Annotated in this window: 24 protein-coding genes; 19 read left to right on the top strand and 5 right to left on the bottom strand. The window is 52.1% G+C overall.

What is annotated here, in order from left to right; genetic code table 11:
- The first annotated feature begins 75 nt into the window (after positions 1-75).
- The 4 genes from BUB30_RS25075 (at position 76) to BUB30_RS25060 (ending at position 7334) form a co-directional block, all read left to right on the top strand.
- Positions 76-3351 (top strand): SusC/RagA family TonB-linked outer membrane protein, encoded by a 3276-nt coding sequence (locus BUB30_RS25075; RefSeq protein ID WP_245804171.1) that lies wholly within the window; start codon positions 76-78, stop codon positions 3349-3351.
- Between the two features lie 21 nt (positions 3352-3372).
- A complete protein-coding gene (locus tag BUB30_RS25070) occupies positions 3373-5181 on the top strand; it encodes a RagB/SusD family nutrient uptake outer membrane protein (protein WP_073139910.1) in 1809 nt (602 codons plus the stop codon).
- 566 nt (positions 5182-5747) lie between these two features.
- Entirely contained in the window at positions 5748-6047 is a 300-nt protein-coding gene (locus BUB30_RS25065; protein ID WP_073139907.1) for a GIY-YIG nuclease family protein, read from the top strand.
- Positions 6048-6305: 258 nt separating this feature from the next.
- Positions 6306-7334, top strand: coding sequence for an LLM class flavin-dependent oxidoreductase (locus tag BUB30_RS25060; RefSeq protein ID WP_073141152.1), 1029 nt, complete (start codon positions 6306-6308; stop codon positions 7332-7334).
- Between the two features lie 14 nt (positions 7335-7348).
- Here the strand turns inward: BUB30_RS25060 and BUB30_RS25055 are convergent, their stop codons facing one another.
- The gene (locus BUB30_RS25055) at positions 7349-8152 is read right to left on the bottom strand and encodes a tetratricopeptide repeat protein (protein ID WP_073139904.1); all 804 of its coding nucleotides are present in this window, start codon (positions 8150-8152) and stop codon (positions 7349-7351) included.
- Between the two features lie 161 nt (positions 8153-8313).
- On the opposite strand from BUB30_RS25055, the gene BUB30_RS35690 reads away from it, so the two are divergent.
- The 6 genes from BUB30_RS35690 (at position 8314) to BUB30_RS25030 (ending at position 11915) form a co-directional block, all read left to right on the top strand.
- Positions 8314-8454 (top strand): hypothetical protein, encoded by a 141-nt coding sequence (locus BUB30_RS35690; RefSeq protein ID WP_245804170.1) that lies wholly within the window; start codon positions 8314-8316, stop codon positions 8452-8454.
- Positions 8439-8885, top strand: coding sequence for a Crp/Fnr family transcriptional regulator (locus BUB30_RS25050; RefSeq protein WP_317044231.1), 447 nt, complete (start codon positions 8439-8441; stop codon positions 8883-8885). The genes BUB30_RS35690 and BUB30_RS25050 overlap by 16 nt, the downstream gene beginning before the upstream one ends.
- 85 nt (positions 8886-8970) lie before the next feature.
- Entirely contained in the window at positions 8971-9594 is a 624-nt protein-coding gene (locus tag BUB30_RS25045; protein ID WP_073139900.1) for a metal-dependent hydrolase, read from the top strand.
- Positions 9595-9953: 359 nt separating this feature from the next.
- Positions 9954-11102 carry a sensor histidine kinase gene (locus tag BUB30_RS25040; protein ID WP_143165079.1) on the top strand — a complete coding sequence of 383 codons (1149 nt, stop codon included), beginning with the start codon at positions 9954-9956 and terminating at the stop codon, positions 11100-11102.
- 5 nt (positions 11103-11107) lie between these two features.
- The gene (locus tag BUB30_RS25035) at positions 11108-11530 is read left to right on the top strand and encodes a response regulator (protein ID WP_073139894.1); all 423 of its coding nucleotides are present in this window, start codon (positions 11108-11110) and stop codon (positions 11528-11530) included.
- Positions 11531-11540: 10 nt separating this feature from the next.
- Positions 11541-11915 (top strand): TfoX/Sxy family protein, encoded by a 375-nt coding sequence (locus BUB30_RS25030; protein WP_073139891.1) that lies wholly within the window; start codon positions 11541-11543, stop codon positions 11913-11915.
- A 17-nt stretch (positions 11916-11932) separates the two neighbouring features.
- Here the strand turns inward: BUB30_RS25030 and BUB30_RS25025 are convergent, their stop codons facing one another.
- The 3 genes from BUB30_RS25025 to BUB30_RS25015 all read right to left on the bottom strand — a co-directional run bounded on the left by BUB30_RS25025 (position 11933) and on the right by BUB30_RS25015 (position 13847).
- Complete coding sequence (locus BUB30_RS25025; RefSeq protein WP_073139888.1) at positions 11933-12238, bottom strand: hypothetical protein; 306 nt, start codon at positions 12236-12238, stop codon at positions 11933-11935.
- Between the two features lie 2 nt (positions 12239-12240).
- Positions 12241-12504, bottom strand: coding sequence for an acyl carrier protein (locus tag BUB30_RS36000; protein ID WP_073139885.1), 264 nt, complete (start codon positions 12502-12504; stop codon positions 12241-12243).
- Positions 12505-13085: 581 nt separating this feature from the next.
- Complete coding sequence (locus tag BUB30_RS25015) at positions 13086-13847, bottom strand: biotin--[acetyl-CoA-carboxylase] ligase (RefSeq protein WP_073139883.1); 762 nt, start codon at positions 13845-13847, stop codon at positions 13086-13088.
- 49 nt (positions 13848-13896) lie between these two features.
- On the opposite strand from BUB30_RS25015, the gene rsfS reads away from it, so the two are divergent.
- From rsfS to BUB30_RS24965, 9 genes are all read left to right on the top strand, one after another.
- Positions 13897-14274: a ribosome silencing factor gene (gene rsfS, locus BUB30_RS25010; RefSeq protein WP_073139880.1), complete on the top strand. Its 378-nt coding sequence runs from the start codon at positions 13897-13899 to the stop codon at positions 14272-14274.
- Positions 14275-14337: 63 nt separating this feature from the next.
- Positions 14338-16389: an ATP-dependent zinc metalloprotease FtsH gene (gene ftsH, locus BUB30_RS25005; protein ID WP_073139877.1), complete on the top strand. Its 2052-nt coding sequence runs from the start codon at positions 14338-14340 to the stop codon at positions 16387-16389.
- 65 nt (positions 16390-16454) lie between these two features.
- Positions 16455-17231, top strand: a complete 777-nt coding sequence (locus tag BUB30_RS25000) for a UDP-2,3-diacylglucosamine diphosphatase (RefSeq protein WP_073139875.1) — start codon at positions 16455-16457, stop codon at positions 17229-17231.
- Entirely contained in the window at positions 17228-18022 is a 795-nt protein-coding gene (locus tag BUB30_RS24995) for an NHL repeat-containing protein (RefSeq protein WP_073139873.1), read from the top strand. Before BUB30_RS25000 ends, BUB30_RS24995 begins: the two co-directional genes overlap by 4 nt.
- Before the next feature lie 172 nt (positions 18023-18194).
- The gene (locus BUB30_RS24990; protein WP_073139872.1) at positions 18195-19538 is read left to right on the top strand and encodes a sigma-54-dependent transcriptional regulator; all 1344 of its coding nucleotides are present in this window, start codon (positions 18195-18197) and stop codon (positions 19536-19538) included.
- A complete protein-coding gene (locus tag BUB30_RS24985) occupies positions 19528-20883 on the top strand; it encodes a sensor histidine kinase (RefSeq protein WP_073139870.1) in 1356 nt (451 codons plus the stop codon). Before BUB30_RS24990 ends, BUB30_RS24985 begins: the two co-directional genes overlap by 11 nt.
- 270 nt (positions 20884-21153) lie before the next feature.
- Positions 21154-21393 (top strand): acyl carrier protein, encoded by a 240-nt coding sequence (locus BUB30_RS24975; RefSeq protein ID WP_073139866.1) that lies wholly within the window; start codon positions 21154-21156, stop codon positions 21391-21393.
- A 180-nt stretch (positions 21394-21573) separates the two neighbouring features.
- A complete protein-coding gene (locus tag BUB30_RS24970; RefSeq protein ID WP_073139863.1) occupies positions 21574-22464 on the top strand; it encodes a diacylglycerol/lipid kinase family protein in 891 nt (296 codons plus the stop codon).
- 80 nt (positions 22465-22544) lie between these two features.
- Positions 22545-23669, top strand: coding sequence for a DUF2911 domain-containing protein (locus BUB30_RS24965; protein WP_073139860.1), 1125 nt, complete (start codon positions 22545-22547; stop codon positions 23667-23669).
- Positions 23670-23700: 31 nt separating this feature from the next.
- Here BUB30_RS24965 and BUB30_RS24960 read toward each other — a convergent pair whose 3' ends face one another.
- Complete coding sequence (locus BUB30_RS24960; protein WP_221408801.1) at positions 23701-25635, bottom strand: tetratricopeptide repeat-containing sensor histidine kinase; 1935 nt, start codon at positions 25633-25635, stop codon at positions 23701-23703.
- Positions 25636-25713 lie beyond the last annotated feature (78 nt).

Raw genomic sequence — 25713 nt, 5'->3', positions numbered from 1 at the left:
TTCAATCTATTTTGAAACGATACATTTGAATACCCATTTGGACCTAACCTATCAAACTCAACCAAAACCCAAATTATGGATCACTTCTACAACCGGATGCTAACCGCGACAAGAGTGATGACCGTGTGCCTGGTGCTCATGGTCATTGCGACGTTCCCGGTTAGGGCACAAAGCACACGCGTTCAGGGCACGATCACCGACGCCGCTGACGGTACCCCTATCGTGGGGGCCAATATTTTGATCAAGTCAACCACCCAGGGCACGATTACCGATGCGGATGGGAAGTTTTCGCTGGAAGCCGGAGCCAACGACGTGCTGGTCTTCTCCTTCATTGGATACCTGACGGAAGAAATACCCGTGGGCGCCCGCTCTATGATTAATGTTCCCCTCAAAGTAAACACGACCTCTCTTGCCGAAGTGGTGGTGGTTGGCTTTGGTGAACAGAAGAAAGCGAATCTCTCCGGCGCTGTCGATGCCATCGATGGGAAAGTGATGGAGGCCCGACCCATTGCGAACGTAGGTCAGGGCTTACAAGGCGCGGTGGCCGGCCTCAACGTCGATTTTGTGAGTGGCGAACCCGGCGGCACACCCAACATCAATATCCGGGGCATCACTTCCCTGAGTGCCAGCGGACAGCCCCTCGTGCTGGTGGACAATGTGCCCATGGATCCCAAAGATCTCAACTTTATTGCCCCGGCAGACATCAAAAGCATTTCCGTTTTGAAGGATGCTTCGTCGGCGGCGATCTATGGCGCCCGGGCAGCCTATGGTGTGATCCTGATCACCACCAAAACCGGCACACAAGATGGTGTGCAGATCAACTACACGAACAATTTTTCGTGGAGTAAACCCACCATCCTTCCCAATAAAATAACCGATCCCTACATCTACATGCGGTTGCAGGAAACATCAACAGACAACACGCCCTGGGATTATGTGAACTATACGGCAGAACAATACCAATGGGCAAAAGAACGCTCTGACGATCCGAACTCCAGCGCCCCCGTGCGGCTCAATCCAAACGACAACACCCAATGGCAATACATGGGGAATCGCGACTGGACAAAATACTACCTCGACAACCCCACTGTGTCGCAACGTCAGAACCTGTCGTTATCCGGCAAGGCGGGCAACACGTCCTATTATCTTTCCGGCTCCTATGATTCTCAAAACGGAGCGCTCAAACTGGCCAAAGATAAATTTGATCGTTACTCGTTCCGGGGAAAAATAAATTTCAAACCCTACAAGTGGCTTTCGATCGGCAACAACACCTCGGTGGCCTTCACCGACCGGGTGAAGCCGTTCTATATGGACCTCCAAAACCTTTTCAATCTCACGCCCACCAGCTGGGATAAAAACCCCGATGGCACGTGGGCGAACAATGATGTCGGGTTCCTCGGCGCGCAGCTCACCAACGGCGGCCAGACCAACAATAAAATAAACATGCTCCAAAGCACGTTCAGCGGGGAGCTTTCATTCTTTAACCGAATGCTGCGCATCAACTCTGATTTCACCGTGCGCCGCGACAACACCGACTCCACAAGCTATCAACGGAAGTATGACATCGGATACGGTCCCGGCGACATCCGTACGCAAGGCACCAACACCGCCTACCGGGCCGCTGCCTTCTATAGCTATTATGTATCGAACACCTATGCAACGTTCGAAAAGACTTTGAGCCGTCATTATTTCAACGCCATTGTTGGATACAACCAGGAATTCAGCAACCTCGGAACCACGACGATGGCCCGGACCGGGGTGATCTCTACTGCACTCCCCACACCACAGCTGGCTACCGGCATACCCACCGTTGGCGAACGAATCAAGAGTTGGTCTATCCGGGGAGCTTTCTACCGCCTGAATTATATCTACAACGATCGTTACATCGTAGAGTTAGACGGACGCTATGATGGCTCTTCCAAGTTCCCGAAAGACAAACGCTTTGGATTTTTCCCGTCGGCTTCGGCTGCCTGGAGGCTGGATAAAGAAAGTTTCTGGCAACCGTTGTCCGGTGTGGTGAACGCATTCAAGGTGCGTGGATCCTACGGCGCGCTGGGAAATCAATCCGGTGTGGGAGAATATGGTTATCGCGAATTGATGTACGCCGGCACAGCCAGCTATCTCTTCGACGGTGCCCGCCCGACGATGATCTCGGCCCCGGCGCCGGTATCGTCCAACTATACCTGGGAGAAAGTCTACACCCGGAATCTTGGTGTCGACCTGGGTTTCCTCCAGCAACGCATCAGCGCGACGTTTGATATCTACCGACGCGACACCAAAGATATGCTCATGCCCGGAAAAACCCTTCCCGGTGTTTTTGGAGCAAACCCGCCGCTCGAAAATGCCGCAGACCTGAAAACGCAGGGTTGGGAAATGTCGCTGGCCTATGATGACGAATTTACGGTAGCAGCAAAGCCACTCCACTTCAACGCCCGAGTCATCTTGTCGGACAACAAATCGTACGTTACCCGGTTTGACAACCCCAACAAGAACCTCACGCAATTCTACGAAGGACAACGCCTGGGCGAGATCTGGGGATTGAAGAGCGATGGCCTGTTTAAAACCCAGGAAGAGATCAACAACCTCGACCAAACCGCCATCATCCCCTGGGGCGCGCTGAACATCGTGCCGGGATGGCCTAAATATCAGGATCTGGATGGCGATCATACCATCCAAAAAGGAACGACCGTCAATGATCCCAAGGATCTCTCCGTCATTGGCAACATGCTGCCACGCTACCGCTATGGCATCAACCTGGGCGGAGAATGGAATGGCTTCGACTTCCGTATTTTCTTCCAGGGTGTTGGCAAAATGGACTACTATCCTTTGCAATATCTCTACTGGGGATTCTACCAGCAGCCCTATGCCGGAGGCTACGAACACCTTACGGATTTCTACCGGGGAGCAGCCGACAGCCCGGCTCTCATGGCTCAGCATTCACAATCGTATATCAATGCGGGACTTGCCGAGGCAAACACCGATGCCAAATATCCTGTGCTGCAGGCCTGGCTTGCCGACCGCAACTTAGGCGAGCGCGTCGACCAGTCGCAAGGGTTGGCAATACCCCAGACCCGCTACATGCTGAGTGCTGCCTACCTTCGTTTGAAGAACCTCACCATTGGCTATTCCATCCCCCGTGCCGTGCTGGAACGTGTGCACATAAACCGTTTGCGCATTTATGTGAGCGGCGAAAACCTCACGGAGTGGTCGGCCTTGAAAAAATATTTTGATCCGGAAGCCATTACCGATAACGTCAACAAAACCAATCCGTCGTTGCAGACCCAATCGGGTTGGGGCTATGCGTATCCGTTCCAAAGAAGATATTCATTTGGACTTGAATTGAGTTTCTAAGAACCCAAAAGATCTAAAGACATGAAAAAATATATCGTATTACTCGCCGCTACTCTGCTGCTGGGCGTCCAGTCCTGCAACGATGATTTCCTGGAACGAGCCCCCGAGACCGAGATCTCGAAGGAGAACTTCTTCAATACCGCCGAGGACCTGGAGATCTATATCAACAGCCTCTATGACTTCGAAGGATTTGATATCTACATCGACGACCGGTCGACCGACAACGCGGCCACTACCGGGATGACGGAGATCAAGAACATGATGCTCGGCTCACCATCGCCCGCCACCGTTCTCGATGGCTGGAACCCGATTACCGATTGGGCGCAACTGAGAAAGGTTAATTACTTCCTGGACAACTTCGGAAAGGCCCAGGTAGACGACGCCACAAAGAATAACTATGAAGGATTGGCGCGGTTCTTTCGTGCAAAATTCTACATGGAAAAAGTGAAACGCTACTCCGATGTACCTTGGTACGACCGGACCTTGACCAGCACCGATCCCGACCTTTACAAAGCACGCGACCCCAGAGCCACCGTGGTGGACCACATCTTTGAAGACTATGCCTTTGCCTGGGAGCATGTCAAGGACGATCCACGCCTGGGCACGGTTGACAAATGGGTTGTTGGAGCCTACTACGCTCGTCACGCGTTGCATGAAGGAACGTACCGGAAATACCACGACGAACTTTCCCTGCAAGGCACGGCCGACAAGTATCTCCAGATCGCCAGCGATGTCGCGAAGGAGATCATGGCCAACGGTGGATTTTCACTGTACTCCACCGGCAACCCCATGGAAGATTACGGGAAGCTTTTTGTCAGCACTGATCTGTCGGGCAACCCGGAAGTGATCTTTAGCAGGTTCACTCAAAACGATCTGCTCAACAGCGGCTGGGGCCCCTGGATGTTTGGCAACTACGAATCGAACCCGGGCAAGAACCTGTTGCAAACCTACCTGATGACCGATGGCACGCCCTATACCAATCAGGCCAACTACGAGACAAAACAATTTGTGGAAGAGTTTCAGGATCGCGACCCGCGCCTCTATCAAACGTATGCCTATCCGGGTTGGGAACTTATCAACTCCTCCACCTATGCCCAAGGCCCCGGCATCTACGTCCAACAACTCACCAAAAACTTTTCGGGCTATCACCAAACGAAAGGCTTTGTGAATGACACCGATGTAACGGTTCAAAACAGCGTCGACATTCCGGTTCTCCGCTTTGCCGAAGTGTTGCTCACCTATGCCGAAGCCAACGCAGAACTTGGCGTGCTCACCCAAGGGGATCTTGATGTCTCCATCAACGCCCTCCGCGATCGCGCCGGTATGCCCCACCTCACCATGACACCCACACCCGATCCCGTGTTGCAAGCCCAATATCCGAATGTGAGCGGCGGCATGGCCGATGTGTTGCGCGAGATTCGCAGAGAACGACGCGTCGAACTCGCCCTGGAAGGTTTCCGCTTCGATGACCTCATGCGCTGGCACGCCGGCAAGCTCATCGAAAACGAACTGGAAGGATTGTACTTCCCCGGCCTCGGCAAATACGACCTCACCGGCGACGGCGTTGAAGACATCATCCTTATCTCTGATTCCGAATCCATCCCCGCAGAAGATGACAAAGAGGAAAACTCCCTCGGCGTAAAACTCATCTACTACCGCGTTGGCCCCGACGGCAGCGACGCCTCCTTCTACCTTTCCAACGGCACCAGCGGCACCTGCGTGACCGACCCGGACCGCGGCGAATTTGCAGAGCCCAAGTACTACTACCGCCCCGTACCCCAATCGGAAGTTGTTTTGAATCCTAATTTGAAACAGATCTTTGGTTGGTGAGTGAGTTGTGGGATAAAGAAAAGGGCACCCTTGGGGTGCCCTTTTTTTTATCCGTCATGTCGCAGGCACAAGTTGGGTAAAAACCTACGCCTGCAGTTCAAGACATCCCGAATTTCGAGAGCACTGAACCTGGATAACATACGCACGAACTGAAACGAACACCGGCAAAAACCGTCATGTCGCAGGCACAAGCTCCATAAAAACGCACGCCCGCAGTTCAAGACATCCCGAATTTCGAGAGCACTGAACCTGGATAACGTACGCCCGAACTGAAACGAACACCGGCAAACGTCATGTCGCAGGCACAAGCTCTATAAAAACGCACGCCCGCAATTCAAGACATCCCGAGTTTCGAGAGCACTGAGACGGGATGGACTGCGCACGAACTGAAACGAAACCCGGCAAACACCGATAGCCTCATCCCCGCTTTGAAATCCCGCACGGATCCAATGCGCTATCCACGGGATTCCTTGGGCCACATGCGATGCTCGAGGCAGTGCGTACCTGCGGAATGACGCGCCTGTCGGAAGGTTTGCAGTACTTCCGAGTTTTGCTATTTTGACATCATGGTCCGCGGGGGTTGTGTTTATATTGTTGTAAATAATCGTCACACGGTTTTCTACGTCGGCGTCACGTCAGACCTATACGCCAGGGTCACCGAGCACAGAGAAAAAGCTTATCCGCGGAGCTTTACTGCCAAATACGATGTCAGCAAGCTTGTTTATTATGAAACTTTTTATTCCATAGAAGAAGCTATCGATCGGAAAAAACAAATCAAGACTTATTCGAGAATAAAAAAAATTGAACTCATCGTGGCGTTTAATCCTGGATGGGATGATCTGTATGAGACGGTCAAGTATTGGTAACGATGTTGCTTTACGAACTGAAATGAGCACGGCGGATGCCGATAGCGCTATCCCCGATTTGAAATGCAGCACAGATCCAGCGTGCTATCCACGGGGTTCCTTGAAAGCGTGTGAGGCCAGAGGAAGCTTGTGCCTGCGGAACGACGTGCCTTGTCGGAAGGCTTGCAGGACTTAACGACATTCTTTAGTCCTCCCCTCCAAATTGGAACATTCTCCGCAAAAAAAATGTATATAACCAAACCTACTGGGAACATCTTCATGGAAATTGGAATTGACAGTTTTGCGGCCATACAAAAAGATAAAGTTGACAACACGGGCATTTATGCGATCGAGGCCATGGGCCAACTGCTCGAAAAGATAGAGCAGGCCGACCAAGTGGGGTTGGATGTGTTTGGTGTGGGCGAACATCATCGAAAGGAGTTTCTGGACTCGGCGCCCACGGTGATCCTGGCGGCCGCCGCGGCCCGCACCCGGAACATCCGGCTGACCAGCGCAGTCACCGTATTGAGCGCCGCCGACCCGGTGAGGGTGTTTCAGAACTTTGCCACATTGGATCTGATCTCAAAGGGTCGTGCCGAAATGGTGGTGGGGCGGGGTTCGTTTACGGAGTCGTTCCCGCTTTTTGGATTGAACATCCAGGACTACGACAAGCTCTTTGCCGAGAAACTTGACTTGTTGCTGACCATTCGCGACAACGAGCGCGTGAATTGGTCGGGCAAATTCCGCGCGCCACTGACCGGCCAGGCGGTTTATCCACGCCCCGTACAAAATCCCATACCGATATGGCTAGGCGTTGGTGGCACCCCCGCCTCGTTTGTGCGCGCCGGAGTGCTTGGCCTTCCGTTGATGGTGGCCGTCATTGGTGGCGAAACCCATCGGTTCCGCCCGCTGATCGACATGTATCGCGAAGCGGGAAGCAAGGCCGGTCATTCACCCGACCGCTTGAAAGTGGGTCTGCACTCCCTGGGCTATGTGGCCGACACCACGAAAGAAGCCCTTGATGATTTCTATCCCGGCTATGCCCGCACCTTTACCGAGATCGGCAGAGAGCGCGGCTGGCCGCCGGTGACCAGAGCGCATTTCGACGCGCAGGCAAGCGCGCGCGGGGCTTTGATCGTAGGCAATCCGGAGGAAGTAGCAGAGAAGATCATCCGCCACAGCGAAGCACTGGGAGGTATCTCCCGCCTGACGTTCCAAATGGACAACGCGCATTTGCCGCAGGAAAAACTGCTGAAGTCCATCGAACTTATCGGCACGCGTGTAGCCCCCATCGTTAGAGGCAAATGATCGGAACGCCCGGTCTATTTTCCGGGGCAAGTTCGCTTCAGGATGCGGTCGGGCACTTTGGCACCGAGATCCTTTGCTTTTGTGTAGCTCTTGCAGGCGTTTGCCATGTCCTTCTGTTCGTCGTAAAGACTTCCCGCTAAGAAATAGACGAGGCTGTCATCCGGGTGGGCTGCCAACACTTTGTCGTAGTCGGCCAGGGCCAGTTCGAAAAGTGCCAGAAACTGGCTGCAATATCCGCGCACCAGGAGGGCTTCCCGATAGTTGGGCTTCAGGGCTATGGCTTTTTCAAACTCGGGAATAGATTCCAGGCATTGCTCTTTGAAATTGCGGACTTTTGTTTTGAAAAGGAATGTCAAGACAAGACCTTTTTGATAGAAAGCTTTTGCACTGTCGGGGCATTGCTTGATGTATTGCTCGATTTCTGACAGGGCGTTATAGCGGGAGCCTTGCATCATCCACAATTCGGAGAGATAGAAGTGCGCTTCATTTTCCTTGGGATCATTTCGCAACGCCCGCTCTATATCCGCTGTGGCGTCCAGCCACATGCTCAATTGCTTCTTCAACAGACCGCGCTCCAGAAAAAGTATGGCATTGGTCCGGTCGCGCGAGATGGAAACATTCAGATCATCGATCGCCTTCTCCATTCTTACGCGATCATCCTTGGGAATTTTTGTGGCCAGCAGTTCGAGGGATAATTCCCGTCGTCCTGAAGCGGCGTCTACGGAGGAAACGATCAGGTTCAGATCAAGGGGAGGAAATGTCTGGCAGGTTGCTCTTCCGGCAAGGGCTAAAAAGAGCAGCAAAGTAATTTTCTTCATAGACCGTTCATGATAGATAACGTGGCGTCAATAATAGATAAAAACTTTGAATTCTTTTAATACATATCTTTAACCGATCATTTGCCGATCCGGGGGCAAAACGTTTGACATCGTCTATCGCATTTCAAACGGGTGCGTCATGATTTTTAACGACTCAACGTATGAGCAACAAATTATTCAGTGGACTGGGATTACCGCAGGATGAACTGATCGTGTTTAAAGAATCCTTGTCGGCACGCCAGTTGAGAAGGGGGGAGTACTTTATCACCGAAGGACACAACCCAGCATTCACCTGGCGCTGATTGAAAGTGGATACCTGCGAACTTTTCACTTGGACAAACAAGGCAACGAGATCACCACCGAGTTTAATGGCCCCGGCAAATTTTGCAGTTCATACTATAGTTTCTATTCGCAGCTCCCCTCCTATGAATCCATCGAAGCGGTAACGGATTGCCGCCTGTTCCTGATCAGCTTCCCCGTGCTGCAGAAACTCTATGCGCATAGTCTTCAACTCAATGTCATGGGGCGAAAAGTGCTGGAGAAAGCCTGTATGGAGAGGGACTATTTTCTAAAAAGAATTATCCACCTTCCGGCCAAAGACAAATATGAATGGTTTCTGCAGGTGTACCCCGAGGTATATAAATCTGCCCGGCTGCAAGACATCGCCTCATTCCTGGGCATAAAGCCGGAGACGCTCAGCCGCATCAGGCGAAAACTATCCCTGAACCAATAGCACAAACCGCGTGGTTCACTTTTTGACCTAGGTCAAAAAATCCCCGGTATGGGCGGTGTTGCTTTGCATATAAATCAGAAACACCATGTATGCCATCAACCACGCGGCAACCAGCTTGCTGCTCAAAAAAGACCGGCAGGCCGTTCCCATCCTGCCCTTGCTCATCTCCACCCAGGTCGTTGAATTGTTCTGGGTCGTTTTTAACTACCTGGGCATCGAACACTTTTCCGTGTCGAACGGAAAGCTTCACCTGGACTTTCTTCCCTATTCACACTCCATCTTCTCCAGCGTCCTGTTGTCGCTGATCTCCTATGGCATCATCCGTTGGATCATCCGGAACAAGCCGTTGGCCTTGCCCTTCGCGCTGGGTGTGCTGTCGCACGTGGCGCTGGATATTCTTTTTCATGAGAAGGACATCCAGCTTTCGCCGTTTAGCCAGACGCCCGTGTGGGGGTTGGGCATCATCTCCTTTCCCTTCCTGAATTTTGTGCTTGAATTTCTCTACGGAATATTTTGCTGGTGGTATTTCAAAGGCAACACTCGCCTCCTGGCGGCCATCTTGATCTTTAACGTATTGGACTTGCCCGTCATGCTGGCATCGGGAGAATCGCTGGACATATTCATCGTCCATCCTGCCCTTTTACCCACATTTATTTTGCTCCAAATCCTGATCTCCTGGTACCTGGTGGCAAAATTCAGCAGGACCTAACCCGGACGCCATTGCTTTATATCCCAGTCTCCGCTTGGATCTGTCGAAAAGTCATCCCAATGTGGTAATCCGTTTCGATCCTGGTTTCCTATTGGAGCACGTCGCATATTATGTTTCACTTTTCTCCTCCGATTTTTATGAGGACATACGGAATTCGAAGGCATTTCGCTAATTTGCGGAGGCAGTTTTGTCGAATACGAAACGATGGAGTAAACGAGGTTAGCGAATTCTCAAACTGCCACACCCCCTATTTATTTGGCAGCCCTTGTTCATATGTTCATCCTGAAGGAAAATCCGAGGTCTAAGCATCCGAATGCTATTTTTGAATCCATGCCCGTAGTGTGGAGGACTGGCAAAGTATGAAGGACGAGTCCATTACCCTGGAAAGTCTTCAGAAAGAACTTTCTGCGGTGCGCCTGAAACTGAAAGAGAAAGAGGCGTTATTCAACAGCATTACCGAGAGCACACTGGCGGGCTACTGGATCTTTAACATCCCGGAGAACACCATGTTCATCAGCCCTCACCTGAAGGCGATGTTGGGTTATGAAGACTCGGAACTGGAGAACTCGACCGAGACCATCAACCGGCTCATGCATCCTTCCGATCTGCCCGACACCTATGCCCTGCTGGGAAAACACCTGGAGTCCGATGGCGCGATCCCCTTTGAGATCGAATGCCGGTATAAACACAAAGACGGGTCGATCGTGTGGGTGATCTGTTCGGGAAATATTGTTGAACGGGACGAGCAAGGAAAGCCGCTCATCATGATCGGTTGCCACATCGACAACACGGAACTAAAAAAAGCCGAGGGCATTGCCAAGTACGCCAACGAATTGGAGCGGAAAAATACAGAAATGGAACAGTTCGCCTATGTGGCGTCACACGATCTGCAGGAACCCCTGAACACCATACAAGGCTTTATCGCCTTGCTGACCAACAAGCTCTCGCAAAATCCGGATCCAGAAGTTTCGGCGTACATCGGCTACATCCAGCAGGGCGCGACCCGGATGTCGGGCCTGATCCGTGGACTACTGGAATATTCCAGGATTGGAAAAGACAACGTGATGTCGAAGGTCAATTGCCAGGATGTCTTGGAAGAGGTGAAAGCCGATCTCAGCCAGTTGATCAAAAACTGCGACGCCACGATCGAAGTGGACGAATTGCCCGCAGTGATGGGCTACAGCATGGAACTGCGGATCGTGTTTCAGAACCTGATCAGCAACGCCCTTAAATTCAGAAGCCATGAACCACCCCGGGTGAAAATTTCATGCACCAAGAAAGGGGAATATTGGAATTTTTCTGTGGCCGACAACGGCATTGGCATAGACCCCGCCCATCACGAAAAAATATTCAGGCTCTATCAACGGCTCCACCCGCGGGGTATGTACGACGGCAACGGCCTGGGGCTGGCCCAATGCCACAAGATCGTGACCGAACTTCACAACGGGCAGATCTGGGTTGAGCCGAATACACCCCAGGGAAGCGTCTTCAATTTTACCATACCTTAGGGGATATGACCAAAGAACAAAAACTGGATCTCGTCCTATTGATCGACGACGACGATGTGGTCAACATTCTCAACACCATCATGTTGCGTCAGACGGGGCAGGTGGAGTCCATACTCGCCATACAGTCGGCCGAAAAAGCATTGGAGACGCTGTCCACTTTCCAGCGCGAAAACAAATGGCCCGCGCTGATCTTTGTCGACATCAACATGCCCGGCATGGATGGCTGGGAATTCATCGACCAGTTCAGAGAAAATTTCTCACCCTATAAACAGAAATGTGTCATCTGCCTGCTCTCCAGCTCGCTCGATCCGCGCGACAAACAGAAGGCAACCCAATCGGACATGGTGGACCACTATGCTTCGAAACCTCTTACGAAGGAAGTCGTTCATACCCTCTGGAAGAAGTATGTCGACTTCGTGACCACGTAACACCAACCCCATGGCCTACAGCGAAAAATTGGCCGACCGCCTTCGCGAACGATTCAACGAGCTCCATCCCGTGGAAGAAAAAACCATGATGGGCGGGCTCGTCTTCATGTACAATGGGAAAATGTGTGTCGGCGTAATGAAGGACGAGTTGATGTGCCGCATCGACAAGAATTTTCATGCGCAGGCCATTGCAAAGAAAGGCTGCCGGACCATGGATTTTACAAACCGGCCAATGATCGGGTATGTTTTGATTGATGAAAGTGGGATGAAATCGAAAAAGGATTTCGATTATTGGATCGATCTTTCGCTGGCACATAACAAAGATGCGAAGGCGTCTAAAAAGACCCCGAACAAGAAATCTTCATTGAAGAAACCTAAAAAATAGGTAAGCTCAGACCATTATTACCTTCTGCGCAACGACACTAATTTACTTACTCCGACTGCTATTGAAAAGAAAATCAATACGTCTATTATCAATTTCCCATAGCGCAATCCCAAATCCAATTCAGCATAATTTCCTTTGCCGCTAAAACCTCTATAAAAAATGAAGGGGAAGCCGACTTCAAGGAATCCGTCAGAACTCATTTTATTTTTGCTGGTCATTATTAATAACAAAATCCACGAGAGAAATACGATCAACAGGATGGTGCTTCTTTTCATTGTCAAGTTGGATTTGTTTATTTCCCTGGCTTCGTTTTCGTTTGCCATGATTAATCCAAACCGAGATCACCGGTGATGCTATGGGACAACTGAATTTCGTTGGCGGGTATGCCCGAGGATTCACTTAAAATGCGGATGACTGTTTCTTCAATCTCCTTTATATGCACAGCCTTTTCGGGGCGCGCTGAGATTTTGGAGTAGACACAGTTCACAATATCCTGCACGGTATAGATTTGCCCAGCCTCCTGGTCGGGGATAGCGATATTAAAATGTTTCTCCATGTTGATGATCAGCTCAACGGTGTCTAGACTCATAGGCGGGTATTTTTGCTTCCAAAGATAGTCAACAGGAAGTACTCGAAGGTAGTCAACAGGGAAGTACTCGCGCCCCTTCCTACAAAGCACGTCGTTCCGCAGGCACGCCCTTTCTCTGGCTTCGCACGCGTTCAAGGAACCCCGTGGATAGCGCACTGCATCTGTGCAGCATTTCAAAGCGGGCGCAACGCACTCGGTGTTTGCCGGTTTTCGTTTCAGCCCACGTGCAAGTTATCCAGTCGCAGCGCTCTCGAAATTCGGGATGTCTTGAACTACTGGCGCAGGTTTTTATAACACTCGTGCCTGCGACATGACGAAGCACTGCCGGCCTTCCAACAAAGCATGTCGTTCCGCAGGCACGCCCTTGCTCTGGCTTCGCACGTGTTCAAGGAACCCCGCGGATAGCGCACTGCATCTGTGCAGCATTTCAAAGCGGGCGCAACGCACTCGGTGTTTGCTGGTTTTCGTTTCGGCTCGTGCGCAGGTTATCCACGTTCACTGCTCTCGAAATTCGGGATGCCTTGAACCGCGGACGTAGGTCTTTAAAAAACTCGTGCCTGCGGCATGACGCTGAACCCCCTTCACACCACCCCATAACCCACTTCCTTCACACCAAACACCCGCTCCCTCCCCTCCATCAAAACCCTCAACCTCCCCGACTCATCCACCCCTACGATCATTCCTTCCGCGAGCACACCTTCCACCTCAAACGACAAAGGCGTGTTCAATCCGTACAACACCTTCAAATAATCCTCCATCAACAAAGCCATCTTCCCCTCGCGCAATTGCAAGTAACGCGCCTCCAGAAATTTCAGTAAACTCTCCAACTCTGCCTGCAGATCAAATTGCATCCCGGTCAAAATGCTTAACGACGTCGCCGTCTCGGTGCCGAATTTCTGCTGATTCACATTCAATCCGATGCCCACCACCACGTGCGAGAACTTATTTCCCGAAATCTGGCTTTCCACCAGTATACCACATATTTTTTTGGAGCCGACGTAAATGTCATTGGGCCATTTTACACGAACGGCAGTGCATCCTTTGGCCGCCAGGTAATCGCGGAGCGCCAGCGAGGTGAAAATATTCAGGTAAAATTGGTCCTTTAGGGCCAGCGTGGCAGGTTTCAGGATCAGGGAGAACGTAAAATTCTTGCCGGGTTCGGCTTCCCAGCCGTTTCCGCGCTGGCCTCGGCCGGCCGTTTGATTCGGGGTGATCACCAAAGTGCCTTCCGCCGGCCCGGAATTCTGGCAAAGTTGCAGGGCCAGGGTGTTGGTGGAATGACATTCCGGCACAAAAACAAGGTTTTTTCCAAGGAAAAGCGTACTGGCGGGAATTTTATACAAGGTATTTTTGATTAGTTTTGTGGGTTAAACAAAAAACGAAGATAGATTAATGGCTAAAAAAAGGAAGGGAGCCAGCGCCGAAAAGCTTAGCGATGTGATTGTAAAGGGCATGCAGGAGAAAAAGGCCACGGATATTGTGATCATGGACCTTCGCAAGATAAAAAATGCCGTTGCTGACTTCTTCGTGATCTGTTCCGGAAACTCCGACAAACAACTGGATGCTATTTCAGACTCCGTAGACGCCGAAGTTTTCAAGACACTGAAAGAAAATCCCTGGCACACCGAAGGAAAAAACAATAAAGAGTGGATGCTACTCGACTATATTGATGTAGTGGTCCACATCTTCCGTAAAGACCGGCGCGAATTTTATGCGTTGGAAAGACTTTGGGGTGACGCGGACATTACCGAAATTGAAGACGGTAAATAAAAACCAATTCATTCACAACACGTTATTGATTTGATATTTTAAAAATTGACGAGGAAATAGATAATGGCTGACAAGAAAGAAAATAATAAGCCCCTTTTACCCAATAAACCACCCCGTGGCAACTACCAGGTTTGGGTCATTCTGGCCACCCTGGCGGTGATCTTTGGAGTCATGTATTTCAGCAATTCGAGCAACCTGCAAGACCTGAACTACGACGATTTCAAGACGATGGTGAGCAACGGTGACGTTAAAAAGGTGGTGCTGGTTCAAAACCGGAAGTTCGTAGAAGTAACGCTGAAACCCGAAGCGCTGAATAACGTCAAATATAAGGAAGACCTCAACAAAGGCATGCTTAGTACGCCGAACAATAGCGGCCCGCACTATATCATGCACGTGGTAGATGCCGGCAACTTCGACCAGGAGTTCCGTACCTACCGCAGCACGCTTCAAGAAGCAAAAAGGCCCGAATACAAACCCGAAGACCGCGAAGACTACTTCCAGCTCTTCGTGCAATGGGGCTTCCTCTTCCTGCTCCTGTTTGGCTTCTGGATGCTGATGCGCCGCATGACCGGTGGCGCCGGCCCCGGTGGACAAATCTTTAACATCGGCAAATCCAAAGCCGCCCTTTTCGACGCCGAAAGCAAGGTGAAAATCACTTTCGCCGACGTAGCCGGCCTGGACGAAGCTAAGGAAGAAGTAAAAGAGATCGTAGACTTTTTGAAAACCCCCGGCAAGTTCACCAAGCTGGGTGGTAAAATACCCAAAGGCGCCCTCCTCGTAGGCCCTCCCGGTACCGGTAAGACCTTATTGGCCAAAGCCGTTGCAGGCGAAGCAGGCGTTCCCTTCTTCTCGCTCTCCGGCTCCGACTTCGTTGAAATGTTTGTCGGCGTGGGCGCGGCCCGCGTGCGCGACCTCTTCAAACAAGCCAAGGAAAAAGCACCTTGTATCGTGTTCATCGACGAAATTGATGCCATCGGACGGTCCCGCGGACGCGGTCAATTGCCCGGTGCCAACGACGAACGCGAAAACACACTGAACTCCTTGCTGGTTGAAATGGACGGCTTTGCCACCGACAGCGGTGTGATCATCCTGGCCGCCACCAACCGTCCCGACGTACTGGATTCGGCCTTGCTGCGCCCCGGACGTTTCGACCGCCAGATCAGCATCGACAAGCCGGACATCGTCGGACGCGAGGCGATCTTCAAAGTACATTTGAAGCCCATCAAGCTTGATCCGAGTTTGGATCCCAAAAAACTTTCGGCACAGACCCCGGGTTTTGCCGGCGCCGAAATTGCCAACGTATGTAACGAAGCGGCGCTCATTGCCGCCCGCAGAGATAAGAAAGCTGTAGACATGCAGGACTTCCAGGATGCCATCGACCGTGTGATCGGTGGTCTGGAAAAGAAGAACAAGATCATTCTCCCCGAAGAGAAAAAGATCGTGGCCTTCCACGAAGCCGGTCACGCCGTGGCAGGCTGGTTCCTGGAGCATGCCGACCCGCTGGTGAAAGTGAGCATCGTACCCCGCGGTGTAGCCGCACTGGGCTATGCGCAGTATCTCCCCCGCGAGCAGTTCCTGTATCAAACTGAGCAAATGACCGACGAGATGTGTATGGCCTTCGGTGGCCGCGCAGCAGAAGAAATTGTCTTCGGCAAGATCTCGACCGGCGCGCTCAGCGACCTCGAACGGATCACCAAAATGGCCTACAGCATTGTGACCATCTATGGTATGAACCCCGCCATCGGAAACATGTCGTTCTACGACTCCAAACAATCGGACTACGCGTTCCAAAAACCGTACTCCGAAGCCATGGCCGAGAAGATCGACGACGAGGTGAAGAAAATAATCGATGCGGCCTATGCCCGCACCAAGCAGTTGCTGATCCAGCACCGTCAATACCTTGACCTCATCGCCAAGGAGTTGCTGGAGAAAGAGATCCTGTTCCAGGCCGACCTGGAGAGACTCATCGGCAAACGCCCCTTCGAGAAGCTGACCACTTACCAGCAGTTCACCAACGGCCAGGGTAAGTATGAGAAGAAGGCACTCGAGAACGAGCAGCCGGGTGTTGACCCCACCCCGACGCTGGAAGGCGATGCGCCCGAGGAAGCGAACTAGCTTGATTTAGACATTTTAATCTTACTTTTGAACTCAGGTGTCCTAAGAAGCACCTGAGTTTTTTTATGATCGAACCCGTCGCCAGCCTTCACGGAAAGAAAATATTCTTTGCTTCCGACTTTCACCTGGGTGTTCCCGACCACGCCACCAGCCTGCAGCGCGAAAGACGCATCGTGGCCTGGCTGGAGGAAGTGCGGCATGAAGCCCACAGCATCTACTTGCTGGGCGACATCTTTGATTTTTGGTTTGAATATCGTCACGCCATCCCCCGCGGGTTCATCCGCCTGCAAGGCAAGCTGGCCGAGCTGCGCGATGCGGGTATCCCGATCGTGTTCTTCACCGGCAATCACGACATGTGGATGTTCGACTACTTTCCAACGGAACTGGGCATTCCCATCTTCCGCGACCCACAGGTGCTGCAAGTGGGCGCACAAAAATTACTGATCGGTCACGGCGATGGATTGGGTCCCGGCGACCACACCTATAAGTTCATCAAGAAGTTTTTTAACAGCAAGTTGTGCCAATGGTTGTTTGCGCGCCTCCACCCCAACTTTGGCATAGGCATTGCAAACTATTGGTCGCGCAAGAGCCGCCTGGGCAATCAGAAGCGCGAGGAAAAATTTGAAGGAGAAGAGGGCGAGTTTCTCTGGTCGTATTGCAAAGACCTGGAAAGCCGCGAGCATTTCGACTACTACATTTTTGGCCATCGCCACCTTCCGCTCGACCTGCAGATCGGCCCCAACAGCCGCTACATCAACACGGGCGAGTGGGTGAATTTCACCACCTACGCCGAATACGATGGACAGCGCGTAGAACTTAAAACTTTCAAATCCCCTTCATGAAATACCCTCTCCGGTTTTTGTTTTTGATCTCTGTGCTCGGCCTCGCTGAAGCATCGGCCCAGGTAAAGATCAAATCCATTTCCCTTAGCGATACCATTATTTACGCCACCGTAGACAGGCCCGGCGACCTGTATGTGATCACAAAGGGTGGACAAATACAACGCTTCGCACCGGATGCAACATTAGGTGTGGTTTACAAACACGGTCCCGTGCCCACCCAGTTCGATCCCCGTGATGGCTCGAGGCTGTTTGCTTATTTCCGGAACGACCGTCATTATGCTTTTTATAATCCATCGTTCGACATGACCGCCTCCTATCATCTCGATTCGTCATTCGTGATTGAGCCCTGGTTGGTCACCATCTCCGGCGACCATGACATCTGGGTGGTCGATGCCGCCGATGGTAGTTTGAAAAAGGTCACCCAGGCCACCGAGACCGTCGATATAGACGTGAAGATCCCTGCCGGGCTTTACAAGGATATCAAGGCATTTACGTCCCTCCGGGAGTACCAGGGATTCGTTTTCCTGCTGCAGCCACACAAAGGCATTCAGGTTTTTAGCAGGATGGGAAAATGGCTCAGGACCATAGAAAGCCCCACCCTGAACAGCTTCAACTTTATCGGTGAAGAGCTCTATTATATCGAAAAGGACCGGCTCAAATTCTTCAATTTATTCACAGCCGAAACCCGTGAACAACCCCTTCTCCAGCCCGCCCACTTCGTACTGGTCACGGATGAGCGGATCTATAGCGTTAAGAACAAGACAATCGATTTTTTTACGCCAAAACCCTAATACCGTACTATAAAACTGTTCATTTTTGAACATCTTTGTACTCTCAGGGACAGTCGTGTCCGCTTTATGGGCGAAATTCGCTTGATTTCGAAGTTGGCACAAAATTCCCTGGAGATGATCATTCACCCTAAATCTACTATACACTGTGAATCCTGAAGGCGGCAAAATTTTAATGATCGACGATGATGAAGATGTGTTGCTGGCGGCCAAGATGTTGCTCAAGAAGCAAGCCCACCATGTGATCATTGAAAAGAATCCAAAGAAAATTCCCTTCCTCCTCAACAACGATAGCTACGATGTGATCTTGCTAGACATGAACTTTAGCAAGGACATCACTAGTGGCAAGGAAGGTTTTTATTGGCTGGAGCAGATCCTGGCCCACGACCCCACGGCCGTGGTGATCCTCATCACCGCCTTTGGCGATGTGGAGATGGCCGTGCGCGCCCTCAAACAAGGTGCGACCGATTTCATTCTCAAGCCCTGGCAAAACGAAAAGCTTATTGCCACCATCGCCACGGCGATCCGGTTGAAGCAATCCTATAACCAGGTAGACAAGCTGAAGAAAGCAAAGGAGATGCTGGAAGAACAGATCAGCAAGCCTTTCGCCGATATCATTGGCGACAGTGGCTCCATCAAGGAAGTGTTCGCGCTCATCGACAAGGTGGCCAAGACCGATGCCAACGTGCTGATCCTGGGCGAGAACGGCACGGGCAAAGAACTCATCGCCCGCGCCATCCACCAACGCTCCCTGCGCAAAGACAACAGCTTTGTGTCGGTAGACATGGGTGCCATCACGGAGACCCTATTCGAAAGCGAATTGTTTGGCCACAAGAAGGGCGCCTTCACCGACGCCCGCGAAGACCGGCCCGGACGGTTCGAACTCGCCAACGACGGCACCTTGTTTTTGGACGAGATCGGCAACCTGAGCATGAGCCTGCAAAGTAAATTATTGAGCGCCTTGCAAGCCCGCGTGGTGACGCGTGTCGGGGCCAATCAAGCCATCCCCGTGAACATCCGGCTGATCTGTGCCACCAACATGCCCCTCCATAAGATGGTGCAGGAAGGCACCTTCCGCCAGGATCTTTTGTATCGCATCAACACGGTAGAGATCCGCGTGCCTCCGCTCGGCGAACGCGTGGAAGACATTCCGCTGCTGGCGCAACACTATCTTGCTTATTACGCCAAGAAATATCACAAGCTCGTGAACACGATTGCCAGCGAAGCCCTCGACCGTCTGAAACGCTATGCGTGGCCGGGCAATATCCGCGAGCTCCAACATGCCATCGAACGCGCGGTGATCATGACCGATTCGGCCACGCTGCAGGAGAGCGATTTTCTCCTCAGCCGATCGCTGACATCCGGCCCTGCGAACAACACGCTGAACCTGGATGAAGTGGAACGCACGGCCATTGCCAAGGCGCTGCAAATGCACAATGGCAACATCTCGAAAGCCGCCGACGAACTGGGATTGACGCGTGCCTCGCTGTACCGTCGAATGGAGAAGTATGGACTTTAATTTCAACTGGAAAACACCTGTACTCCCAAGGGTAGCGTTCTTATCTGCCTCCATATTTCTTTTTGCATTTTTTGCCTTTTCCCGCGGCGACTGGATGTATGCCCTCATCTTCCTGGCGGTGAGCGCCTACCAAATCAAACTGCTGGTGGAATACCTCGACCGTTCCAACGAGAACATGGCCTCGTTCCTCGACTCCATCCAATTCGACGACCTCTCCTATTCTTTCAAGACCGAAAGCGACGACCCCGCCGTGAAGCGGCTTCACCAGGAAATGAATGAGGCGATGCTCAAGCTGCGCAGCTCGCGCCGTGAAAAAGATTCGGAATTTCTTTTCTTCAAAAATATCGTGATGCACGTGGGGATCGGCCTCATCGTGTTCAAGGAAGACGGCAACATCGAAATCTTCAACAGCGCCGCGCGCAAGCTGCTCAAGATCAACCGCGCCGTCAACATCCGCGACCTGGCCGAAGTGAGCGACACCCTGGTGAACGTGTTCGAGAAGCTGAAGACGGGCGGCCGTGAGTTGGTGCGCCTCAAGATCGGCGAAGAACTGGTACAACTTTCCATCTATGCCATCGAGCTCACCCTGCGCAACGAGAACGTGAAGCTCATTTCCATTCAGAACATCCAGAGTGAATTGGAAGAAAAGGAAATGGAAGCGTGGCAAAACCTGGTGCGCGTGCTCACCCACGAGATCATGAATTCGGTGACGCCCATCTCTTCGCTGGCGGGCATCGTAGAAGAAGAATTAAAACCTCACGTCAAGGAGGACTACAGCGAGCCCCTCACCAAAGAACAACTCGGCGACATCCACCTTTCACTGCAAACCATCAGCAAGCGCAGCGAGGGACTGATCCATTTTGTAAAAGAATTCCGCAGCCTCACCAGCATCCCAAAGCCCCGGCCCGTGCAAATCGACATCCGCACGTTGCTGGAGGAACTGGCCATGCTGCACCGCCGCGACCTCAACGATCGCGGCATCCAACTCTCCATCTCGGTCTACCCCGAAGACCTCACCCTCTCGGCCGACAAGAACATGATCGAGCAAGTGTTGATCAACCTGATCCGCAATGCCATCCAGGCGTTCGAAGACCAGGAAGAGAAAAAGATCGAGATCAAGGTGTTTGTCAATGAGAAGTCGCGCGCCGTCATTTCGGTAAAAGACAACGGAACGGGCATTGATCCCGAGGCCATGGAAAAGATCTTTATTCCCTTTTTCACCACTAAGAAATCGGGCTCGGGCATCGGGCTCAGTCTGTCCCGGCAGATCATGCGTGTCCACCAGGGCACGCTGACCGTGAAATCTACTGTCGGGAAGGGCACGGAGTTTTTTATGCGGTTTTGATCCCTACTTTATATTGTGTTCGCCCGCCGCTTCTTGTTGGTGGGACACCAACAAGAGGGTTTTTCCCCCGGGCTTAAATATTCCCTTCGCCTTCGAGATACAGCTCACACCCACTTGTTGGTGTCCCCACCAACAAGTTATCGGGAGCCAACCGCCAAACCGCTCACCACCCGCTCTTTTCACCACAGCAAACACCCCGAAAGTTCCATCCCAAACCCACTTGGAGGGCAAAAGCGGATTTAATACATTTACCGAAACAGTTTTATCGCTATGCAAGACATCCCGCAGAAAGTGACAAAAATATTGACGGAAAAGCTGGGTATCGCAGAATCGGAAATCACCCCCGAAGCCAACTTCGTAAAAGACCTTGGCATCGATTCGCTGGATTATGCAGAGATCGTCATGGAATTCGAGCAAACGTTCGACATCCGGATCCCGGACGATGACGCTGAGAAGATGCAAACCTTTGGCCAGGCTGTGAAATACATCCAGGAGAAGGTCAAGAAGTAGACTTCCACCATACGTCATCCATAATGGCACGCGGTCAGGTACCGGGTGCCATTTTTCATTTCAAACGGTGGAAGATGCTGGGCATTTTGCGGAAGATCCTGATCTTCAAGGCATATGTCCCCAACCGACCGGTGGAGAACTTCAAAAAAATGAGTAACGTTGAAGGCGAAAATCCACCGCATGAAAAAGGCCCTGTTCATCGTAAACAAATATGCCGGCACCGGCTACCAACCCAAACTGGAAGGCCGCATCATCGACACCTGTGTCAAGAACGACGTGGAGTGTAGCATCGAGTTCACCCGCGACCGGGGTCATGCCACGGAACTTGCGCGCGACGCGGTGGGGAAAGATTATGCATTTGTTGTGGCGGTGGGTGGCGATGGCACCTTGAACGAAGTGGCGCAAGGCCTGATCAACACCCCCCTCCCCATGGGCATCATTCCCCGGGGTTCGGGCAACGGTCTCGGCCGACACCTCGGCATCTCGGTGAAGACCCACACGGCCATCGACCAGATCTTCAGCAGCCGTGTGTTGGGCATGGACACCTTCCAGGTGAACGGCAAGTTGTCGCTCAACGTGTCGGGTATCGGTTTTGATGGACACATCGCCAATCTTTTTGCAAACCACACCCGGCGTGGTCTCGCGGGTTATGCCTCCATTACCATTCGTGAATTCATGAAGTTCAAACCCTTCGAGGTGGAGATGGAGTTGAATGGCAAAACGATCCACGAGCGCGCCTTTATTATCGCCTTCGCCAACTCGTCGCAGTATGGCAACAACGCCCGGGTGGCTCCGGCGGCTTCCGTGCGCGACGGACTGCTGCACATCAACATCATGAAAAAAGTGCCGGCCTACCGCATGGATTTTGTCTACGCCATGTTTGCCGGCCAACTGAAAACCTCCGCCATTTGCCAGATCCTCGAAGCACCGGCGATCCTCCTCAAAACCAAACACCCCGTGGCGTATCACGTCGACGGCGAACCGTGTGGCGAGCACGACCGGTTCGACATCCGGGTGATGCCCGGCGCGCTACAGGTACTCGTACCGGAGCGCGCGTTTCATACGGTTTGATCAAAATACCTCGGCACGGGTGACACCCAAAGTGAAGGCTATTCGTTTATCTTTACTTCAACCCTAACCAATAACTCATTATGAGAAAACTACTATTCCTGGCGTGCAGCTTGTGCCTGAGCTTGCCGCTATTCGCCCAAATGGCCTTGCCGCCCAGTGGCGGCAATCAGAAATGTACCGTCACGCAATGGATCGGCCCCGCCTCGGTTTCCATCACCTACAACAGTCCCGATGTTCACGGCCCCAACGGAGAAGACCGCAAAGGTCACATCTGGGGGGAGTTGGTACACTATGGTTTTATCGATCAGGGCTATGGCACCTCCAAAGCCGCTCCCTGGCGTGCAGGTTCCAATGAAAACACCACGATCACCTTCTCGAACGATGTGAAGATCGAAGGCCAGGCCCTCAAGGCCGGCACGTATGGCGTCTTTCTCGACGTCGAGAAAGACGGCCCCTGGACCTGGATCTTTTCCAACAACTCCACCAGCTGGGGCAGCTACTTCTACAGTGACAAGGAAGATGCCCTGCGGGTGAAGACCACTCCCGTGGATGCTCCGTATACCGAATGGCTCACCTACGGTTTTGACGACCGCCAGCAAACCTCCGCCACGGCCTATCTGCAATGGGAAAACCGCCGGGTCCCGTTCAAGATCGAAGTGCCCAATGTCAACGACATCTATGTGGCAAAACTTCGCGGCCAACTGGAAGGCACCACCGTCGGTTTCACCAACCAACCCTGGATGACTGCCGCACAGTTCTGCGCCCAGAACAAGGTGAACCTCGAAGAAGCTTTGCACTGGGCCGACAATGCGATCAGCGGAACCTTCATCGGCGTTGAAGATTTTAATTCCCTCCAAACCAAGGCGCAGGTTTTGCAGGCCATGGGCAAGGATACGGAAGCAGACGCCGTAATGGATAAAGCCATTAAACTACCCAGCGCCACGGTGATGGCCGTGCATCAATATGGACGGGCCTTACTGGCTTCCGGTAAAAATCAAAAAGCGATGGACGTGTTCAAGCTCAACCGCCAATTGCATCCCAACGATATGTTTACCACGTACGTGGGACTGGCACGCGGCTTCACGGCCATGGGCGATAAGAAGAGCGCGATCAAAAACTGGGAGCTGGCCATCAAGAACATTCCGGAAGACCAGAAAGCAAACGCTCCCGCCTATGAGGCTGAGCTAAAAAAATTGAAAGGCTGATTTGCTGTGATGAAATGACTGACGTTTGCCGTTAAACGACTTCTTCTTCGTTCACGAGGTTGGTGTCTTGCCGGACGGTGAATGTGAAGGTGGATCCTTTGCCCAGTTCGCTGGTGGCCCAAATGGATCCACCATTTTTTTCTATGAACTCTTTGGTCAGCAACAAGCCGATGCCCGCGCCTTTTTCCTGAAACGTGCCGGGGTTGGAGAAGTGTGTTTCCACATTGAACAATTTCCGAAGGTCGCTGGAGGTCATGCCCACGCCAGAGTCGGTGATGGAGATCTCGACCAAGTCGCCTTTCAACTTCTCGCGCACGATGATGAGACCGCCCGGTTTGCTGAACTTCAACGCGTTGGCCAGCAGGTTGCGGATGATGAGGCTGATGTGATTCCGGTCGACCAGCACCGACAGGGATTCATCGATCTCGTTCACCACGGTGATTTCTTTCTGACGCGCGATCTCCTCATAGAGCTGGATCTTTTCTTCTACCAGCGGGCGTACCTTCAGGAATGTAGGGTTGCTTTGAAGTCCATTCAATTGCGACTGAGCCCAGAACAATAAGTTGTCGAGGTCCTCACGCACGGAGTCCAGGTTTTGACGGAGCTTGCCCGTCGTGGTCAGGAACTCTTCCCGCGTCAATTCTTCAATGCTCATAATATCCATCAGACCGCGCAGGCTGGCCAGGGGACTTCGCAGGTCGTGGCTGATGATGGAGAACAGTTTGTCTTTTGTGATGTTCACGTTGCGCAGTTGCTGCGCCTGGTGTTCGATCTCCAGGTTCTTGGCGGCCAGTTGATCGTTGGCCCGTTTCTTTACGCGGTTGTTATAGAGCAGCACAAACGCCAGGATGGCCATCAACACAAAGGATCCCACGGAAAAATAGATCAGGCTGCGCTGCACGTGCAGCTCTTCCTTTTTCAACAGCGAATCCTTTAGCAACAACTCGATCTTGGCTTCTTTCATTTCCGAATCAAAGCGCGCTTGCATCAGGGCCATTTGTTCGCCGCTGCGTTGGTTGTACAATGAATCGTGAACAGCCAGGTATTGGGTTTGATAATCGAACGCCTTGCCGATCTCCTTTTTTGAGGCATAGATATCCGACACCAGCTTCAGCGAGCGTTCCAGTTCGTTTTTAAATTCGTGTTCGCTGGCCAGGGAAATATTTTGCAACAAGAAAGAAAGCGCCCGTTCGGGATCGCCGCGCAGATAATAGGCCTTCCCCATGCGGTGCAGGGTTGACACTTTCAGAAACACGTTGCCCAGTTCGTCGGCAATGCTGATCACGTGGTGAAATTTTTTGAGCGCGCTTTCGTATTGTTTGTCGTGCACGTCGATGTCGCCCAGGGTGCGATACGAAAATCCAACCAGGAAGAGTTTGTCTTTGCCGTGGCTTGTTTTCAGCGCACGTTCGGCGTATACCTTGGCCGAGTCGTAGCGCTCCATCCCCAGAAAACTGAACGCCACGTTGTTTGTGCTTCGCGACATCGCCACGCTGTCGCCGATCTGTCTGCTTACTTCGTAAGCTTTCTTGAAGTTGGCGATGGCCACCAGGAATTGTTTTTGTTCATAGCTGATCGCCGCCACGTTGTTAAGGCAACGGGCAATGGCCGATCCGTCGTTGAATTTTTCAGCAATGGTAAGCGCGGCGGTAGAGAGCTCGAAGGCGCGCGAATAGTCGCCTTTGCGATAGTGGATCCAACCCAGGTTCTCCAGGGCTTGTCCGAGGCCGCGTTCGTAGTTGAGCACGAGGGCCAGGTCGTGAGCCTGGCGGCCGTACTCCAAGGCTTTGTTGTTGTCGCGCTCACGCAGACCGGTCACCAGTTTATTGAGAAGCCACACCTTGGTGGTGTCGGAGGGAATGTTTTTTAAAAGGCTTTCCAGGCTATCCGTTTCGCTTCTTTGGGCAAAACAGAAAGCAGACAACAATAATAGCAAACAGACGACTAAGGTCGTTCGGTGTAACATAGGGGAAGCTCCAATTCCGTTCATGCAACTTCGCCAGCCCCCGTCTCAAATTCCACTCAAAAAAACATGAAAACCTAC

The sequence above is a fragment of the Chryseolinea serpens genome (assembly GCF_900129725.1).
GTDB classification, from domain to species: Bacteria; Bacteroidota; Bacteroidia; order Cytophagales; family Cyclobacteriaceae; genus Chryseolinea; species Chryseolinea serpens.
The sequence above is the reverse complement of the archived record's forward strand: the minus strand, read 5'-3'. Positions and strand labels throughout refer to the sequence as shown.